The organism is Pedobacter anseongensis (genome assembly GCF_037482965.1).
In the GTDB taxonomy this organism is placed as follows: Bacteria; Bacteroidota; Bacteroidia; order Sphingobacteriales; family Sphingobacteriaceae; genus Pedobacter; species Pedobacter anseongensis.
Map to the genome: position 1 here is coordinate 366,073 of NZ_JBBHKB010000002.1, position 22,374 is coordinate 388,446.

Annotated in this window: 21 protein-coding genes and 1 tRNA gene; 3 read left to right on the top strand and 19 right to left on the bottom strand. The window is 37.4% G+C overall.

Features of this window, described 5'->3' with window-relative positions:
• Positions 1–8 precede the first annotated feature (8 nt).
• The 9 genes from WG904_RS08710 to WG904_RS08750 form a co-directional block, all read right to left on the bottom strand.
• Complete coding sequence (locus WG904_RS08710; protein WP_339578922.1) at positions 9–719, bottom strand: thioredoxin domain-containing protein; 711 nt, start codon at positions 717–719, stop codon at positions 9–11.
• Positions 720–722: 3 nt separating this feature from the next.
• A complete protein-coding gene (trxA, locus tag WG904_RS08715) occupies positions 723–1,016 on the bottom strand; it encodes a thioredoxin (RefSeq protein WP_339578923.1) in 294 nt (97 codons plus the stop codon).
• Positions 1,013–1,219, bottom strand: a complete 207-nt coding sequence (locus WG904_RS08720) for a DUF6132 family protein (RefSeq protein ID WP_339578924.1) — start codon at positions 1,217–1,219, stop codon at positions 1,013–1,015. Before WG904_RS08720 ends, trxA begins: the two co-directional genes overlap by 4 nt.
• Positions 1,216–1,452 (bottom strand): hypothetical protein, encoded by a 237-nt coding sequence (locus WG904_RS08725; protein ID WP_339578925.1) that lies wholly within the window; start codon positions 1,450–1,452, stop codon positions 1,216–1,218. The genes WG904_RS08720 and WG904_RS08725 overlap by 4 nt, the downstream gene beginning before the upstream one ends.
• Positions 1,453–1,473: 21 nt before the next feature.
• Complete coding sequence (locus WG904_RS08730; protein ID WP_339578926.1) at positions 1,474–2,067, bottom strand: methyltransferase domain-containing protein; 594 nt, start codon at positions 2,065–2,067, stop codon at positions 1,474–1,476.
• 13 nt (positions 2,068–2,080) lie between these two features.
• Entirely contained in the window at positions 2,081–3,469 is a 1,389-nt protein-coding gene (locus WG904_RS08735; protein ID WP_339578927.1) for an MBL fold metallo-hydrolase, read from the bottom strand.
• Positions 3,470–3,545: 76 nt separating this feature from the next.
• Entirely contained in the window at positions 3,546–4,337 is a 792-nt protein-coding gene (locus WG904_RS08740; protein ID WP_339578928.1) for a sulfite exporter TauE/SafE family protein, read from the bottom strand.
• 190 nt (positions 4,338–4,527) lie between these two features.
• On the bottom strand, positions 4,528–5,229 hold the full coding sequence (locus WG904_RS08745) for a LytR/AlgR family response regulator transcription factor (RefSeq protein WP_339578929.1): 702 nt from the start codon (positions 5,227–5,229) through the stop codon (positions 4,528–4,530).
• Positions 5,226–6,221, bottom strand: a complete 996-nt coding sequence (locus WG904_RS08750) for a sensor histidine kinase (RefSeq protein ID WP_339578930.1) — start codon at positions 6,219–6,221, stop codon at positions 5,226–5,228. Before WG904_RS08750 ends, WG904_RS08745 begins: the two co-directional genes overlap by 4 nt.
• Positions 6,222–6,550: 329 nt before the next feature.
• Here WG904_RS08750 and WG904_RS08755 point away from each other — a divergent pair, with 329 nt between their 5' ends.
• Positions 6,551–7,333, top strand: a complete 783-nt coding sequence (locus WG904_RS08755; protein ID WP_339578931.1) for a CPBP family intramembrane glutamic endopeptidase — start codon at positions 6,551–6,553, stop codon at positions 7,331–7,333.
• Positions 7,334–7,530: 197 nt separating this feature from the next.
• On the opposite strand, the gene WG904_RS08760 is transcribed toward WG904_RS08755, so the two are convergent.
• Positions 7,531–7,607: transfer RNA gene (locus WG904_RS08760), tRNA-Ala, on the bottom strand.
• A gap of 136 nt (positions 7,608–7,743) precedes the next feature.
• Between WG904_RS08760 and WG904_RS08765 the strand changes: the two genes are divergently transcribed.
• Positions 7,744–9,540, top strand: coding sequence for an ATP-binding protein (locus WG904_RS08765; RefSeq protein WP_339578932.1), 1,797 nt, complete (start codon positions 7,744–7,746; stop codon positions 9,538–9,540).
• A gap of 36 nt (positions 9,541–9,576) precedes the next feature.
• Here WG904_RS08765 and WG904_RS08770 read toward each other — a convergent pair whose 3' ends face one another.
• From WG904_RS08770 to surE, 9 genes are all read right to left on the bottom strand, one after another.
• On the bottom strand, positions 9,577–11,868 hold the full coding sequence (locus WG904_RS08770) for a GH92 family glycosyl hydrolase (RefSeq protein WP_339578933.1): 2,292 nt from the start codon (positions 11,866–11,868) through the stop codon (positions 9,577–9,579).
• 25 nt (positions 11,869–11,893) lie between these two features.
• Positions 11,894–12,565, bottom strand: coding sequence for a basic secretory protein-like protein (locus WG904_RS08775; RefSeq protein ID WP_339578934.1), 672 nt, complete (start codon positions 12,563–12,565; stop codon positions 11,894–11,896).
• Between the two features lie 19 nt (positions 12,566–12,584).
• The gene (locus WG904_RS08780; protein ID WP_339578935.1) at positions 12,585–13,457 is read right to left on the bottom strand and encodes an ROK family protein; all 873 of its coding nucleotides are present in this window, start codon (positions 13,455–13,457) and stop codon (positions 12,585–12,587) included.
• 118 nt (positions 13,458–13,575) lie between these two features.
• A complete protein-coding gene (locus WG904_RS08785; RefSeq protein WP_339578936.1) occupies positions 13,576–14,682 on the bottom strand; it encodes a formylglycine-generating enzyme family protein in 1,107 nt (368 codons plus the stop codon).
• Positions 14,682–15,686, bottom strand: a complete 1,005-nt coding sequence (locus tag WG904_RS08790; protein WP_339578937.1) for a LacI family DNA-binding transcriptional regulator — start codon at positions 15,684–15,686, stop codon at positions 14,682–14,684. The genes WG904_RS08785 and WG904_RS08790 overlap by 1 nt, the downstream gene beginning before the upstream one ends.
• A 28-nt stretch (positions 15,687–15,714) precedes the next feature.
• Positions 15,715–17,133, bottom strand: a complete 1,419-nt coding sequence (locus WG904_RS08795; protein ID WP_339578938.1) for a glycoside hydrolase family 125 protein — start codon at positions 17,131–17,133, stop codon at positions 15,715–15,717.
• Positions 17,134–17,136: 3 nt separating this feature from the next.
• On the bottom strand, positions 17,137–18,234 hold the full coding sequence (lpxB, locus tag WG904_RS08800) for a lipid-A-disaccharide synthase (RefSeq protein WP_339578939.1): 1,098 nt from the start codon (positions 18,232–18,234) through the stop codon (positions 17,137–17,139).
• Between the two features lie 57 nt (positions 18,235–18,291).
• Entirely contained in the window at positions 18,292–18,549 is a 258-nt protein-coding gene (locus tag WG904_RS08805) for a stationary phase survival protein SurE (RefSeq protein ID WP_339578940.1), read from the bottom strand.
• Positions 18,539–19,306, bottom strand: a complete 768-nt coding sequence (surE, locus tag WG904_RS08810) for a 5'/3'-nucleotidase SurE (RefSeq protein WP_339578941.1) — start codon at positions 19,304–19,306, stop codon at positions 18,539–18,541. The genes WG904_RS08805 and surE overlap by 11 nt, the downstream gene beginning before the upstream one ends.
• Before the next feature lie 49 nt (positions 19,307–19,355).
• Between surE and WG904_RS08815 the strand changes: the two genes are divergently transcribed.
• Positions 19,356–22,289, top strand: a complete 2,934-nt coding sequence (locus WG904_RS08815) for a M16 family metallopeptidase (protein ID WP_339578942.1) — start codon at positions 19,356–19,358, stop codon at positions 22,287–22,289.
• The last annotated feature ends 85 nt before the right edge of the window (positions 22,290–22,374 follow it).

Consider the following 22,374-nt stretch of genomic DNA (forward strand, 5'->3'; position numbering starts at 1 on the left):
CTATTTAACTATTTCAACTGTTTACGTACCGAGGCTTCGTCGATAAAGCCTAAATTATCCCAAATCATCTTTGCGTTTTTGTAGAGTTTTAAAACGGGCAAAGCATCTATTTTTAAGGTTTTACATAGGGCTGCGTTTGCATCTGCATCAATCCGTACAATAATTACTTGATCGGCCATATCAATGGCTATTTTATCTAGATATGGTTTCATTTCTTTGCATGGCGAACACCAATCGGCATAAAAATCTACTAATACCAATTTGTCTGATTTTAACAACGCTTCATATTGTGTTAAACTTATTCCCATTGTATTCACTGCAGTTGCAGCTTTAGTTTCAGGCAGATTTTTCGATCGCCATTCCATCATCCCGCCATGCATTTCTACTACATTTTTAAAACCTGCATCACGCAGTTGCTTTGCGGCGGCACTACTTCTTGGCCCGCTTAAGCAGTACACAAAAACAGGCCTCGACTTATTTAAAGTCGCAATTTGCGTTTCAAAATCACCACCACCTATACTTGCATTAATGGCATTTTCTATGTGTCCATTTTTAAATTCAGCTGGCGTACGTACATCAAGTAACTGAATTGTATTGTCTGTTTTTAACTGCTCCGCGAATTCAATAGCCGAAATACTAGTTGGTATAGATTTGGTTTGGGCATTACCGCAGCTGTTTAAAACAATGGCGGTAAAGAAGATGAAAATACGTTTATACATGAATTATAGGTTCTCTTTAATTAATCTTTCTAATTCAGAAACGGGTACTACACCCGACTGTCTCCAGCGAATTTCGCCCTTTTTAAACAAAATTAGGGTTGGGACACCACTTACGCTATAGGTTTTGGCGGCTTGCTGATTTTTATCTACATCTATTTTAATGATGCTGGCTTTATCTCCGACTCTCTTTTTTAAATCTGCCAACATTGGCGACATCATTTTGCACGGGCCGCACCATTCGGCAAAAAAATCTATTAAAACCGGTTTATCTTGATTGATGATTTCTTGAAAAGTCATATTTTCTGTTTTTTATCTTTTTGTATTGCTAAACCTATTACTGTACCCATAAATGCACCGTAGATGGTACTGTTTATTGGGCTAGCGGTGATGGCACATGTGCCGGTATTGCACCCAATAAATTTCCAGTAAAGATAGCCGCCTAATGCTCCCATTAAAAGCCCAATAATGGCAAATGATTTGTTTTTAATGTAGTTTTTCATTTTACCTCTTCAAAACTAATTTCTTCTATTTGATGTTTGCGACTTTTATTAGGTGTATTACAGGCACTTGTGCCACAACAACCAATATTGAGAATTGCTAAGAATGTAAAAAGTCCTCCCATGATACCAAGCGCCCATTCTTTTGCTAAAACACCTTGAGTAATGATAAATATACCCATTGCTAAGCGTAAAATTCGCATAAAATTCCAGTTTTTAAATAGCATTGCTTTCATAGCTTAATTTTTTTTATCGTATTACTTTTTAGTGAGGTTAATAAATACCTCTGTATTTGCTCTAGGTTTAATGCTATTGTAGCAATGTTCCATTTTTTTGATCATGAAGTGCGTTTCAAATAGTGGTTGGTATGCTGTCATATCCCCTCCAAAAGGCGGGCCTTCTTTCTCGAACTCTATATTAAAAAGTACTCCTATGATCTGTCCATTTTCTTTAAGCAAGGATGCCGATTGGGCTATATATTTTTCGCGAAGCTTAGGCTCAATAGCACAGAAAAAAGTTTGCTCAATCATCAAATCGAATTGACCTTGATGTTCAAAAAAATCGCCGAGAATAACTTTTATTTCAGGATTTTTATCATATTTCTCTTTCAGCTGTGCTACAGCTTTTGGGGCAATATCTATTAAAGTAATATTAGTAAAGCCATTCTTTAATAGCCATTGGCCCTCATGAGCATTGCCGCAACCTGGAATTAAAATGGCAGCATCTTTATCCGGATATTGCTCCATGTAGGTGGTTATAGCTGGCGACGCTATGCCGATATCCCATCCTGTCTGGTTGTTCTCCCAACGTGTATTCCAAAAAGATTGACCTAGCTTATTTGCTTGCTTCATGATGATCCGTTTTTTATATTATTTTACCTCCGTTAGCTAACCACTCCCTCATACCACCCGAATAGTTTTTTATCGAATCAAAACCGTTCTTTCTTAAAATAGAGTAGGCAATTGCAGACCTATCCCCACTTTGGCAATGGATCACCACCTGTTTGTCTTTGCTAATTTTATCCAAGTTATCTTGTAAAGTACCTACAAAAACATGATCCGCACCTTCAATATGGCCATCATTAAATTCGGTTAAATTACGTACATCAACTATTTGCACATTGTCTTTGCTCAAATAAGTTTTAAATGTTTCTAAGTCAATTACATCAGCCGTGCGTAGCTCAATGCCTAAATCTCCAATACCACTTACAAAACCGTAGATATTGTCTAGACCAATTCTCATCAATTTTCTGGTAATTTCTTCCTTTTCGGCAGGGTTTGCAACGATGATAAATTGCTCTTGATAATTTAAAAACCAGCCGGCCCATGTGGATAGGCTATTATTATGCTGAATGTTGATACTGCCAGGAATAAAACCCTTGGCAAAATCTACTTTATTTCTGGTGTCAATAACTTTAATTCCATCACCATACGCTCGTAAAAATTGTGCCGAACTTAGCTCCTGATGGTTAGGTATTTCGACCAAAAGCGGACGATTTACCTTATTCAAGTGCTTCATCATGGCAAAGTATTTTGGAGGCTCAGGCTGTCCGGCTAATAAATAGTCTACAAATCCCCTCTGGTTATTTTGGTATTGAAAAGCCCAATTTCTTATTTTTTCGTAACCTACGGTAGAGCTTGGTACAGCGCCCAAAGCTTTACCACAAGCAGAACCTGCACCGTGGCCTGGCCAAACCTGTACAAATGAAGGCAGTTCGGTAAAACGCTGGATGGATTCGTACATCTGCTTTGCCCCTATTTCTTGCGTGCCAATTAACCCCGCAGCTTTTTCTAATAAATCGGGGCGTCCGATATCACCAACAAAAACAAAATCTCCAGTAAACACCATTACCGGTTCGCTAGTAGCAGGATGATCTGTTAACAAGAAACTGATGCTTTCTGGCGTGTGTCCGGGTGTGTGCAGTACCGCTAAGCTGAGGTTTCCGACATTAATTTTATCGCCGTGCTTTAATCCGATATGGTCAAATTGATATTGCCAATCTGCACCGCCCTCATCAGATAAATAGAGTTGAGCACCAGTTACTGCTGCCAATTCTCTCGATCCTGTTAAGAAATCAGCATGGATATGCGTTTCTGTAATGTGTGTAATTTTAAGATTGTTTTGTGCAGCAATTTTAAGGTACACATCCATATCACGTTGTGCATCAATTACTAATGCCTCGCCTGTGGCTTGGCAACCAATTAGAAAGCTTGCCTGGGCTAAGCTCTTATCATATACGTGTTGAAAAAACATAATGTTAGATTTTATTTTATTTACAAAGGTGCTACTCTCAATTTTACTTTACTGCTACTTTGGTTACATAAGTATTTTACTTCAATATCGTTTCTTTAATTAGGATATAAATGCCCATTACAAGCACAAACCACCCGAATGCGGGTTTTAATTTTTTGCCATCTATTTTGGTCGATAAATAGGTTCCAATAAAAATGCCTCCAATAGCAATCAGGGTTACAGTAAGTAAAAATTGCCAATCTATTGGATAATGACCCAATGAAAAACCAAAGCCCATTAATGAATTTACTGCAATGATAATCAAGGAAGTTCCAATTGCGGTTTTCATGGGTAATTTTAAAAGGTTAACCAATGCTGGAATGATTAAAAAACCACCACCTGCACCAATAAGTCCAGTTACCACTCCAACCATTAAACCTTGTACGATTACCGAAAAAGTGTTGGCAGGTTTAGTAATCACAGCACTCACTTCCGTGTCTTTTTTGAGCATGCTATACGATGCAAATACCATCAGCACTGCAAAAAAAACCATGAGTAAAATTGACTTACTAAGTTCAAAATCTCCAACATTTAGTACATGTTCTGGAATGGCAGAAAGCATATAATGGCGAGTCAAAAAAACAGCGATTATAGAGGGAATGCCAAAAAATAGTACAGTTTTACCATTTATAAATCCCTTTTTAAAGTAGGAGAAAGAACCTACTAAACTGGTAGAGCCTACCACAAAAAGCGAATAGGTAGTTGCCAAAACGGTATCAATGCTAAATAAATAAACCAATACAGGCACGGTTAAAATGCTACCGCCACCGCCAATTAGTCCGAGTGAAATGCCGATAAGGATTGAAGCAGAATAACCTGTAATTTCCATTGCCCTGATTTTATAATTTCAAAGCTAGCACAATTCAATTAGGGCTACGGTTACTTTAGTTACACAAGGATAATTTTATTTCTGCTCAACTGAGCCGAACCGTTATCTTCCAATTGTTTTAACAAGCACGAAACGACTACTTGTGCTACACCAAGTTCATTAGCCGATTTAAAATCGAGCCCTTGTGGATCTATATTCTTAATTTTTCTATTAATAGCTGACGATAGTTTGCCCCTATTGGAATTTCATCAGACCCCAATATCAAAGTATTTCCTTTCAATATTTGGATCTTGGAGAGGTTAACCAAATACGAACGGTGAACCCGTTGGAAGTTATTTGCAGGCAACATTTCTTCCAGCATCTTGAGGTGCATAGATACGAAGTATTTAATTTCGCTACCGCAAAAAATCCAACAGAAATCCTTTTCTGCGCGGATAAAATCAATATCAACATGTTCAACGCGAACCAGCTTCGAATCCTGTTTAATAAAGATATAATTAGGAGCTTCTGGCATCGGTTGAGGATGAACTGGTGTTTTCCGATCTATTGCTTTTTGTACGGACTGGTAAAATCGCTCAAACGTGATGGGCTTTAATAGGTAATCTACCGAGTTCAGTTCAAAGCCTTCGACGGCAAAATTAGCAAAGGCGGTTGTAAAAATAACAAGGGGCGGACTGCGCAGTGACCTCAAAAATTCTGTTCCCGTAATCGTTGGCATTTGGATATCCAAGAAAACAAGATCAACTGGAGTTTCATGCAAAGCTTCATACGCTTCAGTGGCATTCTTGCATTTTTTAACAAGCGATACCTCTGGAATCCTATGTATATACCCCTCCAACAGGTTTCTTGCAATAGGTTCGTCATCTACAATAAGGCAATTCAATTTGATCATAGCTGGATTATTAAATTTACAGAATAAACACCATCTAAAACTGAAGTTTCATACCAATGGTTGTTTTTGTAATAAAGTTCCAATCTCTTTTTCAGATTATTAATACCTATGCCACCAACCACTTGCCCTTTTGTTCCTTCACTTATACTGTTCTCAATTGTAAACCTGAACCTGCCCTGCAAAACATCCAAAAAGATATCAATATACGAACCCTCTTCATCACTATTATATTTAAAAGCATTATCAATTAACGGAATTAACAATAAAGGGGCGATGTGATAGTCGTTGTGGTCTAATTGCCATTTAAAATTCACCTTGGTATCGTTCAGTCTCACTTTCTCTAGTTCGATATAATCTTTCATCAGCTTCAGCTCTCTTTCGATAGGCATCTGATCTTCATTAGAATCATACAAGGTATAACGCAACAATTCGGAAAGTCGGGAAACCAATCTTGCTGATTTCTCCCTATCGCCACTGAGAATCAATCCATAAATATTGTTCATGGCATTAAACAAAAAATGCGGATTTAGTTGAGCTTTTAGAAAATTAAATTCAAGCTGTAGGTTATCTTTGGCAAGTTGCAGTGCTTGGATATTGCTTCTAAAGGCTTGAATAGTCATCTTGATACTAAATGGTATACAAAGGGCAAATAAAAGAAAGATAGGTGTACCCAAACCCAAAAGTCGGGTCAGTATTACATTGATAAGCCCTCGTTCTAGGTAAGCTGCGTAGGCCGCATTCTCATGGCTCAGCATTCCTTGGCATTCTTCACAAGTATCTATAAAGAGTATCTCCAAATAGGAATCAAGCACCGTATAGCAAATCAATCCAATAATCAGATAAGTAATTCCAAGTACATAACGCTTTCTTCGTAATATAGGCAAGATCCCATATACAGCTAGGTAATAGAATGTGGCTAGAACAATTGTGCCAACTAAAGTTATCAGTAGATAGGCCGTTACCGGGAAGGACCTGTATGCGTTGAATGACACGTTTGTAAGGTAGAGTTTTAGCCCGAACAGTATCATCCAAAAGAGAAAGTGTAGGCTTATTCTGATTGTGGGCCTAGCGTAGATTTTTTCGATGAGTTTGGAGGTCTGCATGCATTAAATATCTGCTTTTCCATGCAGTGTGACAAATAATAACGACCAACATGTCAAATTTAGCAACGAAACCCGATAGCAGGCAAACGAGTATTTTTTTTAGGTTTCAATTTTTTTTATTGCCAAAAAATAAGTGTTCATAGTGGCTTTCTTATATCCTGTCGATTATAGTTGCAGGGGGAGATTAAACTTAAGCTATTTACATAAAATTCACAATTATGAAAAACATCATTATCAACGCCCTAGCATGGCTCAAGGTACTTTGCTACTTCCTGATCTTATGGATAGCTACAATTATTGCAGGAACAGTGCCGATGCTCAACGATTTTATTTTCTTTTTCACCATTGCCCTAGTGATGAGCTGGGCATTTCTCAGATTAGAAAATCGATGTCTTGCATCGATAAGTTTCTGGCCAAAGGATAAGAAAGCTGTTGTAGATTTTATTAGTGGTCTTGTTATCGGAATAATAATGCTTATCGTTACTTTTATCTTAACCATCTTGCTTACCAATGGCAATTGGCAGCTGAACCCTCATATTGATCCAATTTTTATTGCGGTAACCTTTCTTATGTGCTTATGGTCTGCATTTGTCCAAGAATTTATTTTTAGGGGGTATCCATTTCAAGAGCTACTCAAAAAATATCGGGTATGGGTTGCGCAGTTACTGATCGCTATTCCATTCGGCTTGATGCACATCGATAAGGGAATGAAGACAAATGATATTATTCTAGTTATGGTGTCTACTGGGGCTGGTTCAATACTCTTTGGTTTGGCCTATATTAAAACTAAAAATTTAATGTTTCCGATTGGGATTCATTTGGGGTGGAACTACGCACAGGAACTGATCCCACGAACTTCAGGTGGCAAAAATTCTGCTTTGGTAATCATCAGTGACAGCCATGCTACCTATAATATGTACAATGTATCTTTTCCTTATTTCGTGGTCATACTTTTAGCCATATTAACCATTTGGAAAATTAAAACCACTAACGTAATTTAACCATAAAAATGTATTTGGGTGGATAAAGAAATATTCTATAAACCAATTTTGCTTGGCTTATTTTGATAGCTTGTTACTCCCTTGATTGAATACTTACTTTCCTATTGAAGACGAACTCTTTTTGCTGTCCTTATAATCTGTCAGAGTTATGGCAGACTTCAACAAAAAAACCTCACCAGTTTTATCTGATGAGGTTTTGGTGGAGAATATCGGATTCGAACCGATCACCTCTTCACTGCCAGCGAAGCGCTCTAGCCAAATGAGCTAATCCCCCATACCTTCGGGATGCAAAAGTAATTAAAAGTTCAATGTGAGCAAATTATTTTCACGAAATAACTGTGTAAATTTTTTTAATTTAAAATTAATATGATTAACTTTTTATTTATATAATTGCTATATTGAAATTACCTATGCTAAAATTTATCAATATCGAAGAGCGTTTAACCATAATGCTGGCAAAGGACTCCGATCCTTTTAACATTATTAGAGCTAAATTTTTGGCCCATGCTACACTTGCCTGTATATGCATTACTTTATTTACCATCCCAACATTTTATTTAACAGGGAAGACCATACTTTTTGTTCGTTCACTCATCATCTTCTTATTGTTACTTAGTCTACTTTATACCCTATTTTATACTTCGAGGTGGAAAATTGCTGCCCATACGGCAAGTATTATGCTTACGTTCATCATTTGGTCTAACATCTTCTTCTTTATAAAAGGAGTAAACATACTCTCTATACAGTTTACTTTATTGCTTATTGTTTTGAGTTATTATTTACTCGGCTCAAAGTGGGGCATGTTCTACTCTGCACTTACTGTAATTCCGATGCTGCTGTATTTCACCTTAAGAGGCCATGAGCACATTTTCATGCAGGTGAGACCTATAGAAGCAGATAGCCTTACCTTCTCTGTTGTTTTCGTTTTTAACTTTTCATTAATAATTTACCTACAATACCATTTCTTTAACTCCTTCAATATCGCCATCCAGCAGTTAAGTGAAAAACGAAAAGAAGAAAAATTACTCAACGAAAAATTGAAAGAAGCAATTATTCAGGCTGAACAATCATCAAAAGCAAAGAGCAATTTTCTTTCGACCATTTCTCACGAATTGCGCACACCTTTAAATGGTGTAATTGGCATGAGCGATATCTTGCTGATGCAGAACCCAAGAGAAGATCAAGCAGAAAATCTTAATGTATTAAAATTCTCTGCCAATAATCTGCTCAACCTCATCAATAATGTTTTAGATTACAACAAAATAGATCTAGGAAAAGTAGAAATTGAAAGTATTCCCTTTAAAATTTACGATTTAATCAGAAATATATATAGCGGTTTTAGAAGCAAGGCTGAGGAAAAGGAACTTGCGTTTACAGTTGATATCGATGAAGATTTAAAAGAGCTGTCTATTATAGGCGACCCTACTCGGCTTACTCAAATTTTAGTTAACTTAATCGAAAATGCGATTAAATTTACCGCCAAAGGAAAAGTTAACGTTATAATTAAATCCATTTCAAAAACACCCAGCACCATTAAACTCCATTTTAACATCAGCGACACTGGGATAGGTATTCCGACCCATAAACAAACCATTATATTCGATTCGTTTACGCAATCGTCGAACAGTACAACCCGAAAATATGGGGGTACAGGCTTAGGATTAGCCATTGTTAAAAATTTGCTGACCTTAATGGGCAGCGAGGTAATTACAAAGAGCAAAACTGGAAGCGGCACGTCATTCACTTTCGAATTGATTTATACAGTGCTTCACCCTACTCAAAAAGCGGCAACTACAAACAACAGTGAACCTGAGGAAATAGACATTAGTACACTTAGAATACTAATTGCAGAAGACAATGAGATGAATACCTTGGTAATGAAGAAATTACTCACAAACTGGAAAATCAACCCTCATTTTGCCATAAATGGAGCCGAAGCCCTTTCTGCATTCGAAAATAACGATTTTGATGTGGTATTAATGGACATTCATATGCCAATAATGGATGGTTATGAAGCAGCTATGAGCATTAGGCGATTTAAGGACCCAAAGAAAGCGAAGGTTACTATTATTGCCCTAACCGCTTCGGTGGCCTTAGATGTACGCAATAAAGTTGCTGCCGCAGGCATAGACGACTTTATGTCCAAACCTTTTAACACCTCCGAATTACGAAGAAAATTGGAAGAAGTAATTATTAAGAAAGGTTAAAACTTTGACAATCTTAAAAGATTGCCAAAGTAAATATTATTTCTTTGCAGTAGAAAAAGAATAAGGAAAAGCATTTTCCGATGTTCCTCTCGTTTTATTGGGCATTGCCGACATATTAAAATCTAATGTTGTTCCTTTTTGCAATGCCGAGTGACTTAACCAGTTTTTATCGTAATTAAGTCCGTTAACTTTTAAAGCCTGTACATATCTATTTTTGTCGCTATTTGCTGGAGCATTAATAATTACCTTCTTCCCATTTTCAAGAGTTAAAGTCACCTTTTTAAACAAGGGTGCACCAATTACATATTGATCTACGGCAGGAGTAACCGGATAAAAGCCCAAAGCTGAAAATACATACCAAGCAGAAGTTTGCCCGTTATCTTCATCACCACAATAGCCATCTGGTGTTGCTGCATATAATCTATTCATGGCTTCGCGCACCCAGTATTGTGTTTTCCAAGGTGCACCGCCATAATTATATAGATAAATCATGTGCTGAATGGGTTGATTGCCATGTGCATACTGACCCATATTTGCAATCTGCATTTCCCTGATTTCGTGAATTACTCCACCATACGCACTTTCGTCGAAAATAGGAGGCATAGAAAATACCGAATCGAGTTTGCTTACAAATTTCGCATTACCACCCATTAGTTTAGCTAAACCGGCCACGTCTTGAAATACCGACCACGTGTAATGCCAACTATTGCCTTCAGTAAATGCACCGCCCCATTTAAACGGACTAAAGGGCGATTGAAAAGTGCCATCAGCATTTTTACCACGCATTAAGCCAGACGAAGGGTCGAATAAATTTTTGTAATTCATGCTTCTTTTTGCATAAATATCGATTTCGCTTGCGGGTTTATCCAAGGCTTTACCCAATTGATAAATTGCAAAATCATCATAGGCATATTCTAACGTTTTCGCTGCATTTTCTCTTACTTTAACATCAAAAGGAACATAGCCCAATTCATTGTAATATTTTACTCCCGATCTACCAACGGCTTCCATTGGCCCCTCGTTATTGGCACCATGCTTAAGTGCTTCCCATAATTTTTCAATATCGTATCCACGCAGGCCCTTTATATAAGCATCTGCAACTACTGAAGCCGAGTTATTGCCAATCATGATATTTGCATAACCTGGGCTACTCCATTCCGGTAGCCATCCACCCTCTTTAAAGTCGTTAATTAAACCCTCTTGCATTTCCTTATTAATTGAAGGGTACACTAAGTTCAAGAATGGATATAACGCTCTAAAGGTATCCCAGAAACCAGTGCCAGCAAACATATAACCGGGCAAAACTTGCCCGTTATAGGGGCTCCAATGCACAATTTTATTTTCGGCATTTACCTCATATAGTTTGTTCGGAAAGAAGAGTGTGCGATAAAAAGAAGAGTAAAATGTGCGGGTCTGATCAACTGTACCACCTTCTACCGCAATTCTACTTAAGGTTTTGTTCCAAATCGCTTTAGCTTTTGCCTTTGTGGCATCAAAATCATCGGCTGCCAATTCGCGTTTCAAATTGAGCTCTGCCTGTGCGAAACTAATGAATGATGAAGCCACTTTAGCCGTTACTTTCTCTCCATTAACCGTTTTAAAGCCAATAATTGCACCACTATGATCACTTTCAATTTCAAGGCTATCTTTAACCAATCGGTTACCTTTCCAGGTTTTAGCCACCTTAAAATCTTTATTGAAAATAACTACAAAGTAATTTTTAAAATTTTTAGGCAATGGTCCTCGTGCATAGCGCATCGTGTACCCAATTATTTTTCGTTCTGAAGGGATAATTTTAATGTAAGAACCTTTATTTAACGCATCAACCACTACAAATGCACTATCTGTTTTAGGGTAGGTAAAACGAAATTGGGCTGCTCTTTCAGTTGGCGTAATCTCGGTTGTTACGTCGGCATCGGCTAAATAAACACGATAATAATAGGGCTTAGAAACTTCCGCTTTATGCGTAAACCAGCTTGCTCTATCATCATCGGTAAACTTTAACTTTCCGGTTACTGGCATGATAGCAAAAGCCCCGTAATCGTTCATCCATGGCGAGGGTTGGTGAGTTTGCTTAAAGCCTCTAATTTTATCTGCATCATACTGATAGGCCCAACCATTTCCCATTTTTCCGGTTTGCGGAGTCCATAAATTCATCCCCCAGGGCACACCGATGGCAGGATAGGTATTACCATTAGAAAGATCGGGTTTCGATTGCGTGCCCATTAAAGGGTTAATCCATTCAACTGGATCCGTAAGCTTACCAACGGTTTGAGCGAAAGTGCCAAAAGCAATAAAGCAGAGCAATAGAATAAGTAACTTTTTCATCTGAGTATAGGTTGTTAGTAGTGTATTAAATCTTCCAGGATATATCCGTACTGTAATCGACCCATAGTTCATCAAGATCTTTTCCGGTTATATTTTTCCAAATATTGTTGCTATAAGTATGTTCTCTCAGGCATTTATCTACTTCTTTGATGGTGCCAGATTTCACTTTATCTTCTATCCATGCAAAAAAACGGGCAGTAATTCGATAACTATTTTTGTAGCTGTGTGTAGGTTTTAAGTCGGGCAAGCTCCATTTGGAGCCAGCATTGTCTACCCCAAATTTATATCGAGCAAAATCGGCGATTCCTTCCGTTAACCAGCCAGGGCCCAGGCTTTTCCCGTAATTCTGTACAATATGCATTACCTCATGTGTAACCACATCAATGTCTTCTGGATGTGTTTTCATCCAATTGGAAGCATACACTACACGTGCATTCGCCGTGGCTGCAACTCCTTTATACGCCGTATCTACAAAGAATTTAACCTCCTTAACCGTATTAGGATTATATTCCTTTGCTAGCTTAGGATACACCTCAAAAAATGTTTCAATCAGTCTTTTCTTCAGTTTCGGATCTAGCTCTTCATAATTACTTTCAAAAGTAAGGGTGTACCCCTTTTTCTTAACTATTTCTTGTGCGGTTGATGTTTTAAAGAATAGCGATAAACTACAAATTAAAACCAATGCTATATTCCTCATTTTGATTAAAGTATTTAAATTAACTTACGATTTGGCAACAACTTGCAGCACCAATTAACGTTGCATGTTCGTTTAATGTAGTCGCTTCTATGTTAGTGTTAAATTTATTTTGTCTTAATATGTGAATAAGGTTTGGAGCGAAAATTGAAAAAGCTTGCGTAATATTACCTCCAAGGATAATCACTTCGGCTTGATGCTGTTCAATTAAAGGCATGATAAACTTCGCGAAATTCTCTCCAAACTCCTTAAAAACCTGCTTTGCATACCCGTTTAACGCTACTAAAGCTGCCAATTCTTTAACTCCACTAAGCCGATTTCCAGTTAATTGATGATATCGATAAACAAACCATTTTGTAGAAAGGTAGTCTTCGGCCATCCCTCCTAGAAATGGAGCCTTCCATAAGGCTGCATCCCTTGCCTTGCCGTGGATACAAATCGACGAGCCCAAACCCGTACCTAAGGTAAATCCGAGTACTCTAGCTGCGCCCTTTGCCCCTCCTGCAAATACTTCACCCTGCAAAAAAGCTGCAGCATCATTTATAAAATGAATTGTGGATGTTGAAATAGCTAATCGCTTCGCCAATTCGACCTTAATGTTACACCTATATAAGGATAGAAATTTATCTTGTTCTTTGATGAGGCAGATTCCATTCTTATAATCGAACGGACCAGGCATGGCAATTCCAATTTCCTTTTTTAACACAGGGTAGTTTTTAAACGATTGGTTAATTACCTCACTCCATGCATCGAGTATATTAGTTGATTTATCTTTAGAATCGATCAATTTTCGATGGATGGAATCGGGGACTAATATCCTCTTATCCACATCAACCAAAGCCGTTGTGATATGCGAACCGCCTATATCTACTCCCAATACAAAAGGACTACTCATTAAAATACATACTTAGTAAATCGTTTTAGTAAATCAATATTAACTAATATTTAACCTCGGCAATTAAAATTTGTGCAATTTTAATGTTACAGTTAAGATTTTTTTAAAAAAAACCTGATTAATTTGAACTTACACATCTAAAGCCAGTATGTCCTAAGCTGGTATCTTTTGATGTTTTCATGCGAGAACTTACCCTATAGCCTTTACAATAAGAGGCATTGCACATAAAAGATCCTCCTCGCACTACTTTTTTAGGTACACTTGGCTCCATCGGATCGTAACTGTTGGCTGGTCCTAGCGGATTTTCGTTAGCCTCATGCTGTGTCTCGTAAAAATCTGAACGGTACCAATCGCTGCACCATTCCCAAACATTCCCTGCCATATCGTAAAGGCCATAGCCATTGGCTTCAAAGCTTTTAACGGGGGCAAGTTGGGGATAAGAATCCCAATTGGTATTTCGTATAGGGAAATTTCCTTGCCAAGTATTTGCTTTTGGTATTCCTTTCTCTATATCCTCATTTCCCCATGGATAAACTGCATTCTTTAAACCACCTCTACTGGCGTATTCCCATTCAGCTTCAGTGGGCAATCGCTTGCCTGTCCATTTGCAATAGGCTTGCGCATCATCCCACGAAATGTGAACAACGGGGTAGTTTTCTTTTCCATTTAAGTTACTTTTTGGTCCGTCGGGATGCCTCCAATTCGCCCCTTTCTTCCAGGCCCACCATTGTGATGCATCATTTAAATTGTCGACTTTTTTTGGGGCCGAAAAAACGAGTGATGCAGCGATTAAAACACTATCAGGAGGTTTGGGCGTACCTTCGGGCAATTGTGTTTTTAACTCTTCCCAGTTCGGTTTGCGCTCTGCTGTGGTAATATAGCCTGTAGCTTTTACAAATTTAGCGAAACTGGCATTGCTAACTTCGGTTTTATCCATCCAAAATGCAGAGAGTTTAACTGTATGTTGAGGATATTCATCGGGTCGGCCTTCCTTATCCGATGCTCCCATTCTAAACGTGCCCGCCGGAATATACACCATTTCAGCATGATCTGCTTTACCTTGCTTAATGATACTGCTATCTATTGATGAACCAAACCGAGAGGGTAAATTGCTTTCGCATGTAGTTACTGAATCTAATTTAGCGACAACAGGTTTTTTATCATTTTGGCACGCGGTAAAGACTAGCGTATTTAAAATAAAAAATAATAATCTAAGGTGCTTCATTACTTTCTTAAAATTAGTTTGGCAGGAAAAATAGCTTGCTGAGCAGGTCTTTTTTCTTTGCTCGATAATCGACTTAACACCAGATCTATTATTTTCTCGGCAATTTCTTCTAACGGTTGTTCTACAGCAGAAATTTGAGGCGTAATTAACTTAAAAGCAATGTGGTCATCGTAAGCAATTACCTCCAAATTTTCATCGATTTTTTTCCCTAATGCCCTCAACGCCATTAACCCACTAATAGCGAGATAATTGGTAGCGAATAAAACGGCATCGATTTGGTTTTCAGAAAATAATAACTCGATCTGAGCAGTGCTATCTTCTTCATCCTGGTTAAATGGAATTTTAATAATTAACTTTTCATTAAAAAGTTTATGCTGTTCTAATGTTTTTTGATAACCCTCTAAACGCTCTGTAATTTGCTTAATAGCCAAATCAGTAGTTACGAAAGCAATATTTTTTCGTCCATTAGCTACCAGGCTTGCCGTAGCTTCGGCTGATGCATTAAAATGGTCTACTCCAACATAATCAACTACTAAGCCCTCTAAATCTCTGTCGAACAACACTACAGGTTTGTGCTCATTTAGCAGTACTTGTATATCTTGCTCAATTCCTTTAATGGGCGAAATGATATAGGCATCTACCTTTCTCGATTTAAACATATTGATCAGATCTTTTGCCTTGTCGACTTCGTTTTCGGTACTTGAATAGATAATTTTATAGCCTTTTTTGTAGGCTTTAAACTCTATCATCTTCGCAATGGAGGCGAAAAAAGGATTCGAAATATCCTCTACAATTAGTCCGATAATATTTGAATTACCTGTTCTTAAGCTCCGAGCCAGTTGATTAGGCTTATAACCTAATTCCTTAATTATTTCTTCAACCTTTTTGGTGACAAGATCACTTATCGCTTTCTCTTTCGCTTTGCCATTTAAAATAAAAGAAACGGTAGTAATCGATACACCTGCCGCTATTGCAATGTCTTTAATAGAAAGCGTTTTGTTCATGTTGTTTAAATTACAAAAAAAATCTTCTTTAACTCAACAAGTAGGGCTTCTCTTTATAAACTTTCCATAAAAACTCACCGAATAATGTATTTGCCCATGCAAACCAGCTTCTGGTAAAGTTTTTTGGGTCATCTTTGTGAAAACTTTCGTGCATGAAGCCTTTTCCACCATGCGTACGTTTTAACATGGCAATACAATTTTTAATTTCTGCATCGCTAACCGAAGTTAAGCCTTGCATAGTAATCGCCATTGGCCAAATCATATCTGGACCAATGTGCGGGCCACCTACTCCTTCGGCTGCCGTGCCCTTAAAGAAATAGGGATTATTTGATGACAAAATAAACTTCCGTGTGTTTTTATAAACAGGATCATCCACTTTAATCGCTCCTAAATAAGGCATAGAAAGTAAACTAGGAACATTGCTATCGTCCATAAGATAAGCACTTCCATATCCATCAACTTCAAAGGCGTATAGTTTACCGAACTCGGGATGATCTTTTAAAGCGTGCTTGTGTAGCGCAGCTTCTACTTCTGACGCAAGGCTTAGCAAGCCATCTGCTAAATTTTTATCATTATATAAGCTCGTTACCATCGCTGCAGCTTCCTTTAAACTAACTAATGCAAAAAAGTTTGATGGAATTAAAAATGGAAATACAGTAGCATCATCACTCGGACGAAACGAGGAGCAAATTAATCCGACAGCCTTAACTGGAAACCCAGAGCCATTCATAGAGAGGGTATCTGTAGGATATAAACTTTCGCGTTGAAAACGATAAGGTCCTTTTCCATCTTTACGTTGTTGTTCTCTGAAAGTTTTTAACGTAAGCCCAATTGCATTTTTCCAATCGTTATCAAATGGCGATTTATCGCCAGTCTTTTTCCAATAATTATACGCCAAACGAATAGGATAGCAGAGGGAATCGATTTCCCATTTTCGTTCGTGCACGCCTGGTTTCATCTCCGTTCTATCGTTTTTCCATTCCCCTATTTTAGTGGGGTCGTTATAAAAAGCGTTTGCATAGGGATCTTTTAAGATATATTGCGTTTGTCGGTTAATTACGCCTGCAATTAAATCTTTTATCTTTTGTTCATCATTGGCAAACTGTAAATAAGGCCAAACTTGTGCAGAACTATCGCGCATCCACATGGCATCAATATCACCCGTAATAACATAGGTATCTGGTCGCCCATTTTTTAAACTATAAGTTACCGTGGTATCTAAAGTGTTTGGAAAACAATTTTCGAACAACCAACCCAATTCTTTATCGGCCACGTTTGCTTGAAAACTTTTGATTGCATTTTCAACAGCAACGCTTGTAAAATGACGTTTTGCGGCCGCAACTCGCACTATCGGAAATTCTTGCAGCCCTTCTGCAAATGAAAATTTAGAAGCGATTAGACCAGTAGCCAACGCACTTGTATTTTGTATGAATTTTCTTCTTTTCATATTTTAGTTCCCTACAATTAATTTCGCCGTTCGCGCTGAGGCCCCAGCAGTTCCCATTTTCTTAGACAATTCTTCATAATCTTGCAACATCCTAGTTCTGTGTTCTCCTTTAACGATAGAATTTAATTCTTCGGTAATTCTATTTGTAGTACATTCTTCCTGTATCAATTCAGTAACTACCTTTTTATCCATAATTAAATTAACCAGGGAGATAAATTTAATTTTAACTAATAAACGGGCGATAGCAATAGATAGTGTACCTCCTTTATATACCACAACCTGTGGAACGTTAAACAAGGCAGTCTCTAAAGTAGCTGTTCCAGATGCTACGATTGCCACGTGAGCAGCAGCAAGTAAATCGTAGGTTTTTGCAAAAACGAGCTTTGCTGGTTTTTCACCTACAAATTGATGATAGTAATCGGCATCAAAGGTTGGAGCCGCAGCAACAATAAATTGATAATCTAAAAAGTTATCCATTACGCTTAACATCACCGGAAGTAATCTCTCTATTTCTTGTTTTCTACTGCCAGGTAACAAAGCGAGAATGGGTCGTTTGTCTAGTCCCTCTTTAACTCGAAAATCCGGGTCTTTGGTAAATTGTGCTATTTCATCCAATAATGGATTACCAACATAGTTCACTTTCATGCCCCATGAAGCGTAAAAATCGACTTCAAAAGGCAATATGCAAAACAGTTGATCAACCACTCGCTTAATTCTCAACACACGCTTTTGGTTCCAAGCCCAAACCTTTGGAGAAATATAATAACAAACCTTAATTCCATTTTCTTTCGCAAACTCTGCAATTTTCAAATTAAAACCTGGAAAATCAATCAAGATTAATGCATCAGGCTGATAGTTTAAAATATCCTTCTTACAGGCTTTTAAATTTTTAAAAATTGTAGGTAGGTTTAATACCACTTCAGTAAACCCCATAAAGGCCATCTCTGCATAGTGCTTTACAAGTTTCCCACCTTCGGCCTGCATTTTATCGCCACCAAAGAACCTAAATTGTGCAGCAGAATCTTCTTTCTTAAGTGCCTTCATCAAGTTGGCTCCATGTAAATCTCCAGAAGCTTCGCCGGCAACGAGGTAATATTTCATTTAGTTGGTTAGTTTTTGGTTTGTTGGAATATTTTTGGCATTTTAATCTTTCGGTCTTCAAGCCATCTTGTAATAGAAAAAAGCAAATGCCCACAAAAAGGTAACACTTATAATCCCTCTTCCAATATTGTCTTTATTCTTTTTAAAAAAGTAATTCATCAAAATAGCATTAATCGCTACACATCCTATGAGCAGCCAATGCGCTTCCCTTAAAACAGCTACATTTTGCATGATATACCAAACTAATATACCCGGCATAATTGGGATAATTAGTCCAATTACACATCCATTCCAAACGGTATCTTTAACCCTCAAAATCCCAACTATTTAAAATTGGTATCGCATGATGAGCTGTTAAATCAAATTGAACAGGTACTACTGATACAAACCCATGGTCTAGCGCCCAAACATCGGTATCTTCGCCTTTATCATAGTTTTCGAAAACCCCCGTAAGCCAATAATAAGGTCGCTTATAAGGATCTTTTCTTTCCTCAAAATCTTCGGCCCATTTCGCATTCGCTTGTCGGCATATTTTTATCCCTTTCAGATCTGCACCCTTCGGAAAGTTTACATTTAATAGCGTTGCTTCTGGTAAACCATGGCTCAGCACCTGTAAAGCAAGGGCTTTAATGAATTTTTTGCAATGACTGAAATCAGCATCTTGTGCAAAATCATCCAGCGAAAAACCGATAGAAGGAATTTTTTCGATTGCTCCTTCAACTGCGGCCGACATGGTTCCGGAGTAAATTACATTGATAGAATTATTTAACCCATGGTTAATGCCCGACACGCATAAATCGGGCTTTTTACCTTTAAAGACTTTATTAACAGCTAATTTAACGCAATCTACCGGTGTTCCTGAACATTTATACATCTCAACTCCGGGGTATAAATCTACCTTATCGAAACGTAGAGGCTTACCAATAGTGATGGCATGCCCCATGCCCGACTGCGGACCATCGGGAGCAACAACAACAACATGGCCAATTTCCTGCATCACTTCAATCAGGCTTTTAATACCTGGAGCCGTAATGCCATCGTCATTTACAACTAAAATTGTAGGCTTATTCATAGTGTAAAAGTAAGTAAATCAACTTATATTTGAAGTATAACTTATAATCATGAACGTGAAATTATTAACCCTTGCCTGGTTGCTTTTTACAGGCTCAACTTTATTTGCGCAGTCTACCTACCAATGGAAAACGGTTACTGCTAACGGTTACACCTATAAATATGTAACCAACGACCCTTCGAAATCTCGTTTTTACACCTTAAAGAATGGGTTAACTGTAATTTTATCGCCTAATTCAAAAGAACCTAATATTCAGTTTAGAATGAGTGTTAGAGCTGGAAGTAATACCGATCCAAAAAATGCTACTGGTTTAGCACATTATTTAGAGCATGTTTTGTTTAAGGGAACAGATAAATACGGAACCGCAAATTGGGCAAAAGAAAAGCCATATCTAGATAAAATTGATGCTTTGTATGAGAAATATAACAAAACAACCGATCCTGCCCAACGTAAAGAAATTTATAAAGAAATCGATAAAACTTCGGGCGAAGCTTCAAATTTTTCGATTGCCAACGAATACGATAAAATGATGGCCGGAATAGGTGGCAATTCATCTAATGCCCATACGTGGTATGAAGAAACAGTTTATAACGAAGATTTCCCATCCAACTCTGTTGATAAATTTTTAGCCCTACAGGGCGAGCGCTTCCGCAAACCTATTTTCCGTATCTTCCATACTGAACTTGAGGCAGTTTATGAAGAGAAAAATCGTGGGTTAGATAGCGACCCTAATAAGTTAGATGAAGCAATGATGGAATTGTTGTTTCCAACCCATAATTATGGGCAACAAACCACTATTGGAACCATCGAACATTTAAAAAATCCTTCATTAATAGAAATCAGAAAATATTACAATAAGTACTATGTGCCGAACAATATGGCCGCCATTTTTACCGGCGATTTTAATCCAGACGAAATGATTAAAAAGGTTGATAAAGCATTTAGCTATATGGTGGCTAAGCCAGTTGCACTTTACACCCCTGCACCTGAAAAACCCTTAACACAAATTCAAAAGGTTGATGTATACGGACCAAGCGCCGAAATGGTAGAGATTTACTATCGCGGCTTTCCTGAAAATTCGCGTTCTAGCATGTTTTTAGATTTAATAAGTAGCGTTCTCTATAATGGCAAAGCTGGATTAATTGATATCAATCTAAATAAACAGCAGAAAACTCAGCGATCAAGCGCCTCATACCAGCAAATGAAAGATTATGGCGTATTTAATTTATCAGCCCAGCCGCGCCAAGGGCAAACATTAGAAGAAGCTGCCAAATTGGTATTAGATCAAATTGATAATTTAAAGAAAGGCGAATTTGACGACGACCTTTTAAAAGCAATTGTAGCAAACAAGAAATTAAGTTTTTTACAAGCTTTTGATAGTAATAACAATCGTGCTGAAATACTTTCAAACGAATTTATATTAAACAGAGGCACAAAATGGGAAAAAAGTCTAGGTGATATCGATGCCTCAGCTAAACTTACCAAAGCCGAAGTTATTGCTTTTGCAAATACCTTTTTTAAAGATAATTATGTAATTGGGTTTAAGCACAAGGGTGTAGACAAAACCACAATAAAAGTAGAAAAACCAACCATTACTCCAATTAATGCCAATGGAAACCTAACCTCTCCATTTGTAAAAAGTATTCTAGAAGCTCCCGTAAAACCAATTGCCCCTAAATTTTTGGATTACAAAAAAGATATCGCATTTGGCAAGGTAGGTATTGCCGAAGTGTTAGCCACTAAAAACACCGAAAATTCGATTTTTAAACTGAGCTATCGCTATAATTTAGGTAGTAACAATTATAAACTACTTCCTTATGCTTCCAGTTATTTAGCCTTTTTAGGAACAGATAAGTATACCGCAGAAGAAATAAGTAAAGCTTTTTACAATATTGCCTGTACTTATAGCTTAAGTGTAGGCACCGAAATCACAACTATTAATATTAGTGGTTTACAAGAGAACTTTGATAAGGCGGTAAGTTTGGTTGAGCATATTTTTGCCAATTTAAAACCGAATGAAAAAGCACTTTCAGATCTTAAAAGTAGTATTTTAAAAAACCGCGAAAATAGCAAATTAAATAAAGCACAAATTATGAGTGCATTAACTTCTTATGCACAATACGGAAATGTAAACCCCTTTAATAATGTGTTGACAAATGATGAGGTTAAAAACATTAAGTCTGATGATTTAATCTATTTGTTAAAAAACTTGAACAATTATGAGCATGTAATTACCTATTACGGTCCTAAAGATTTAACCACATTCAGCGCAGAAATTAAAAAGCAACACTTATTGCCTAAAGAATTTACACCTGCTGCGCCCGCAAAAGTCTATACCTATACCACTCAAAGTGCAAATCAGGTGTATTTTGCAAATTACGATATGGTGCAATCTGAAATTCGCTGGTTAAGAAACACAGGTGTATACAATAAGAATGATGCCGCAACGATCGAAGTATTTAATAGCTATTTTGGTGGAGGCATGGGTTCTATCGTTTTCCAAACCATTAGAGAGTCTAAAGCTTTGGCGTATTCTACTTTTGCTTCCTATGTATCGCCAGATAAAGCAGATAAACAATATAGCATGGTTGCTTATGTAGGTAGCCAGGCCGATAAAATGACCGATGCAGTTAACGGCATGAACGAATTATTAAATGTTTTACCTCAGAGTGATAAATCGTTTGATGGTGCAAAAGCTAACGTGCTTAACAACTTAGAAACAACTCGCGTTACAAAGGATGGCGTGTTCTTCTATTACTTTGCCGATAAAAAATTAGGTTACGATTACGATTCGAGGATCGATTTATACAAAGAGTTAAAGCCAATAACGTTTAATAGCATTAAATCTTTCCATGATCAAAAAATTGCGAACAAACCTTATACTTATTTAATTGTAGCTTCTGATAAGAAAGTGAAAATGGAAGATATGCAGAAGTTTGGCGCTGTTACCACGCTAACTTTAGAGCAATTGTTCGGATATTAAAACCAAAAGAACCAAACACTTTGACAAAGTGCTAAATTTGTCAAAGTGTTTGTATATTTATAAGATGCGTTTTCTCCTTCTTTGC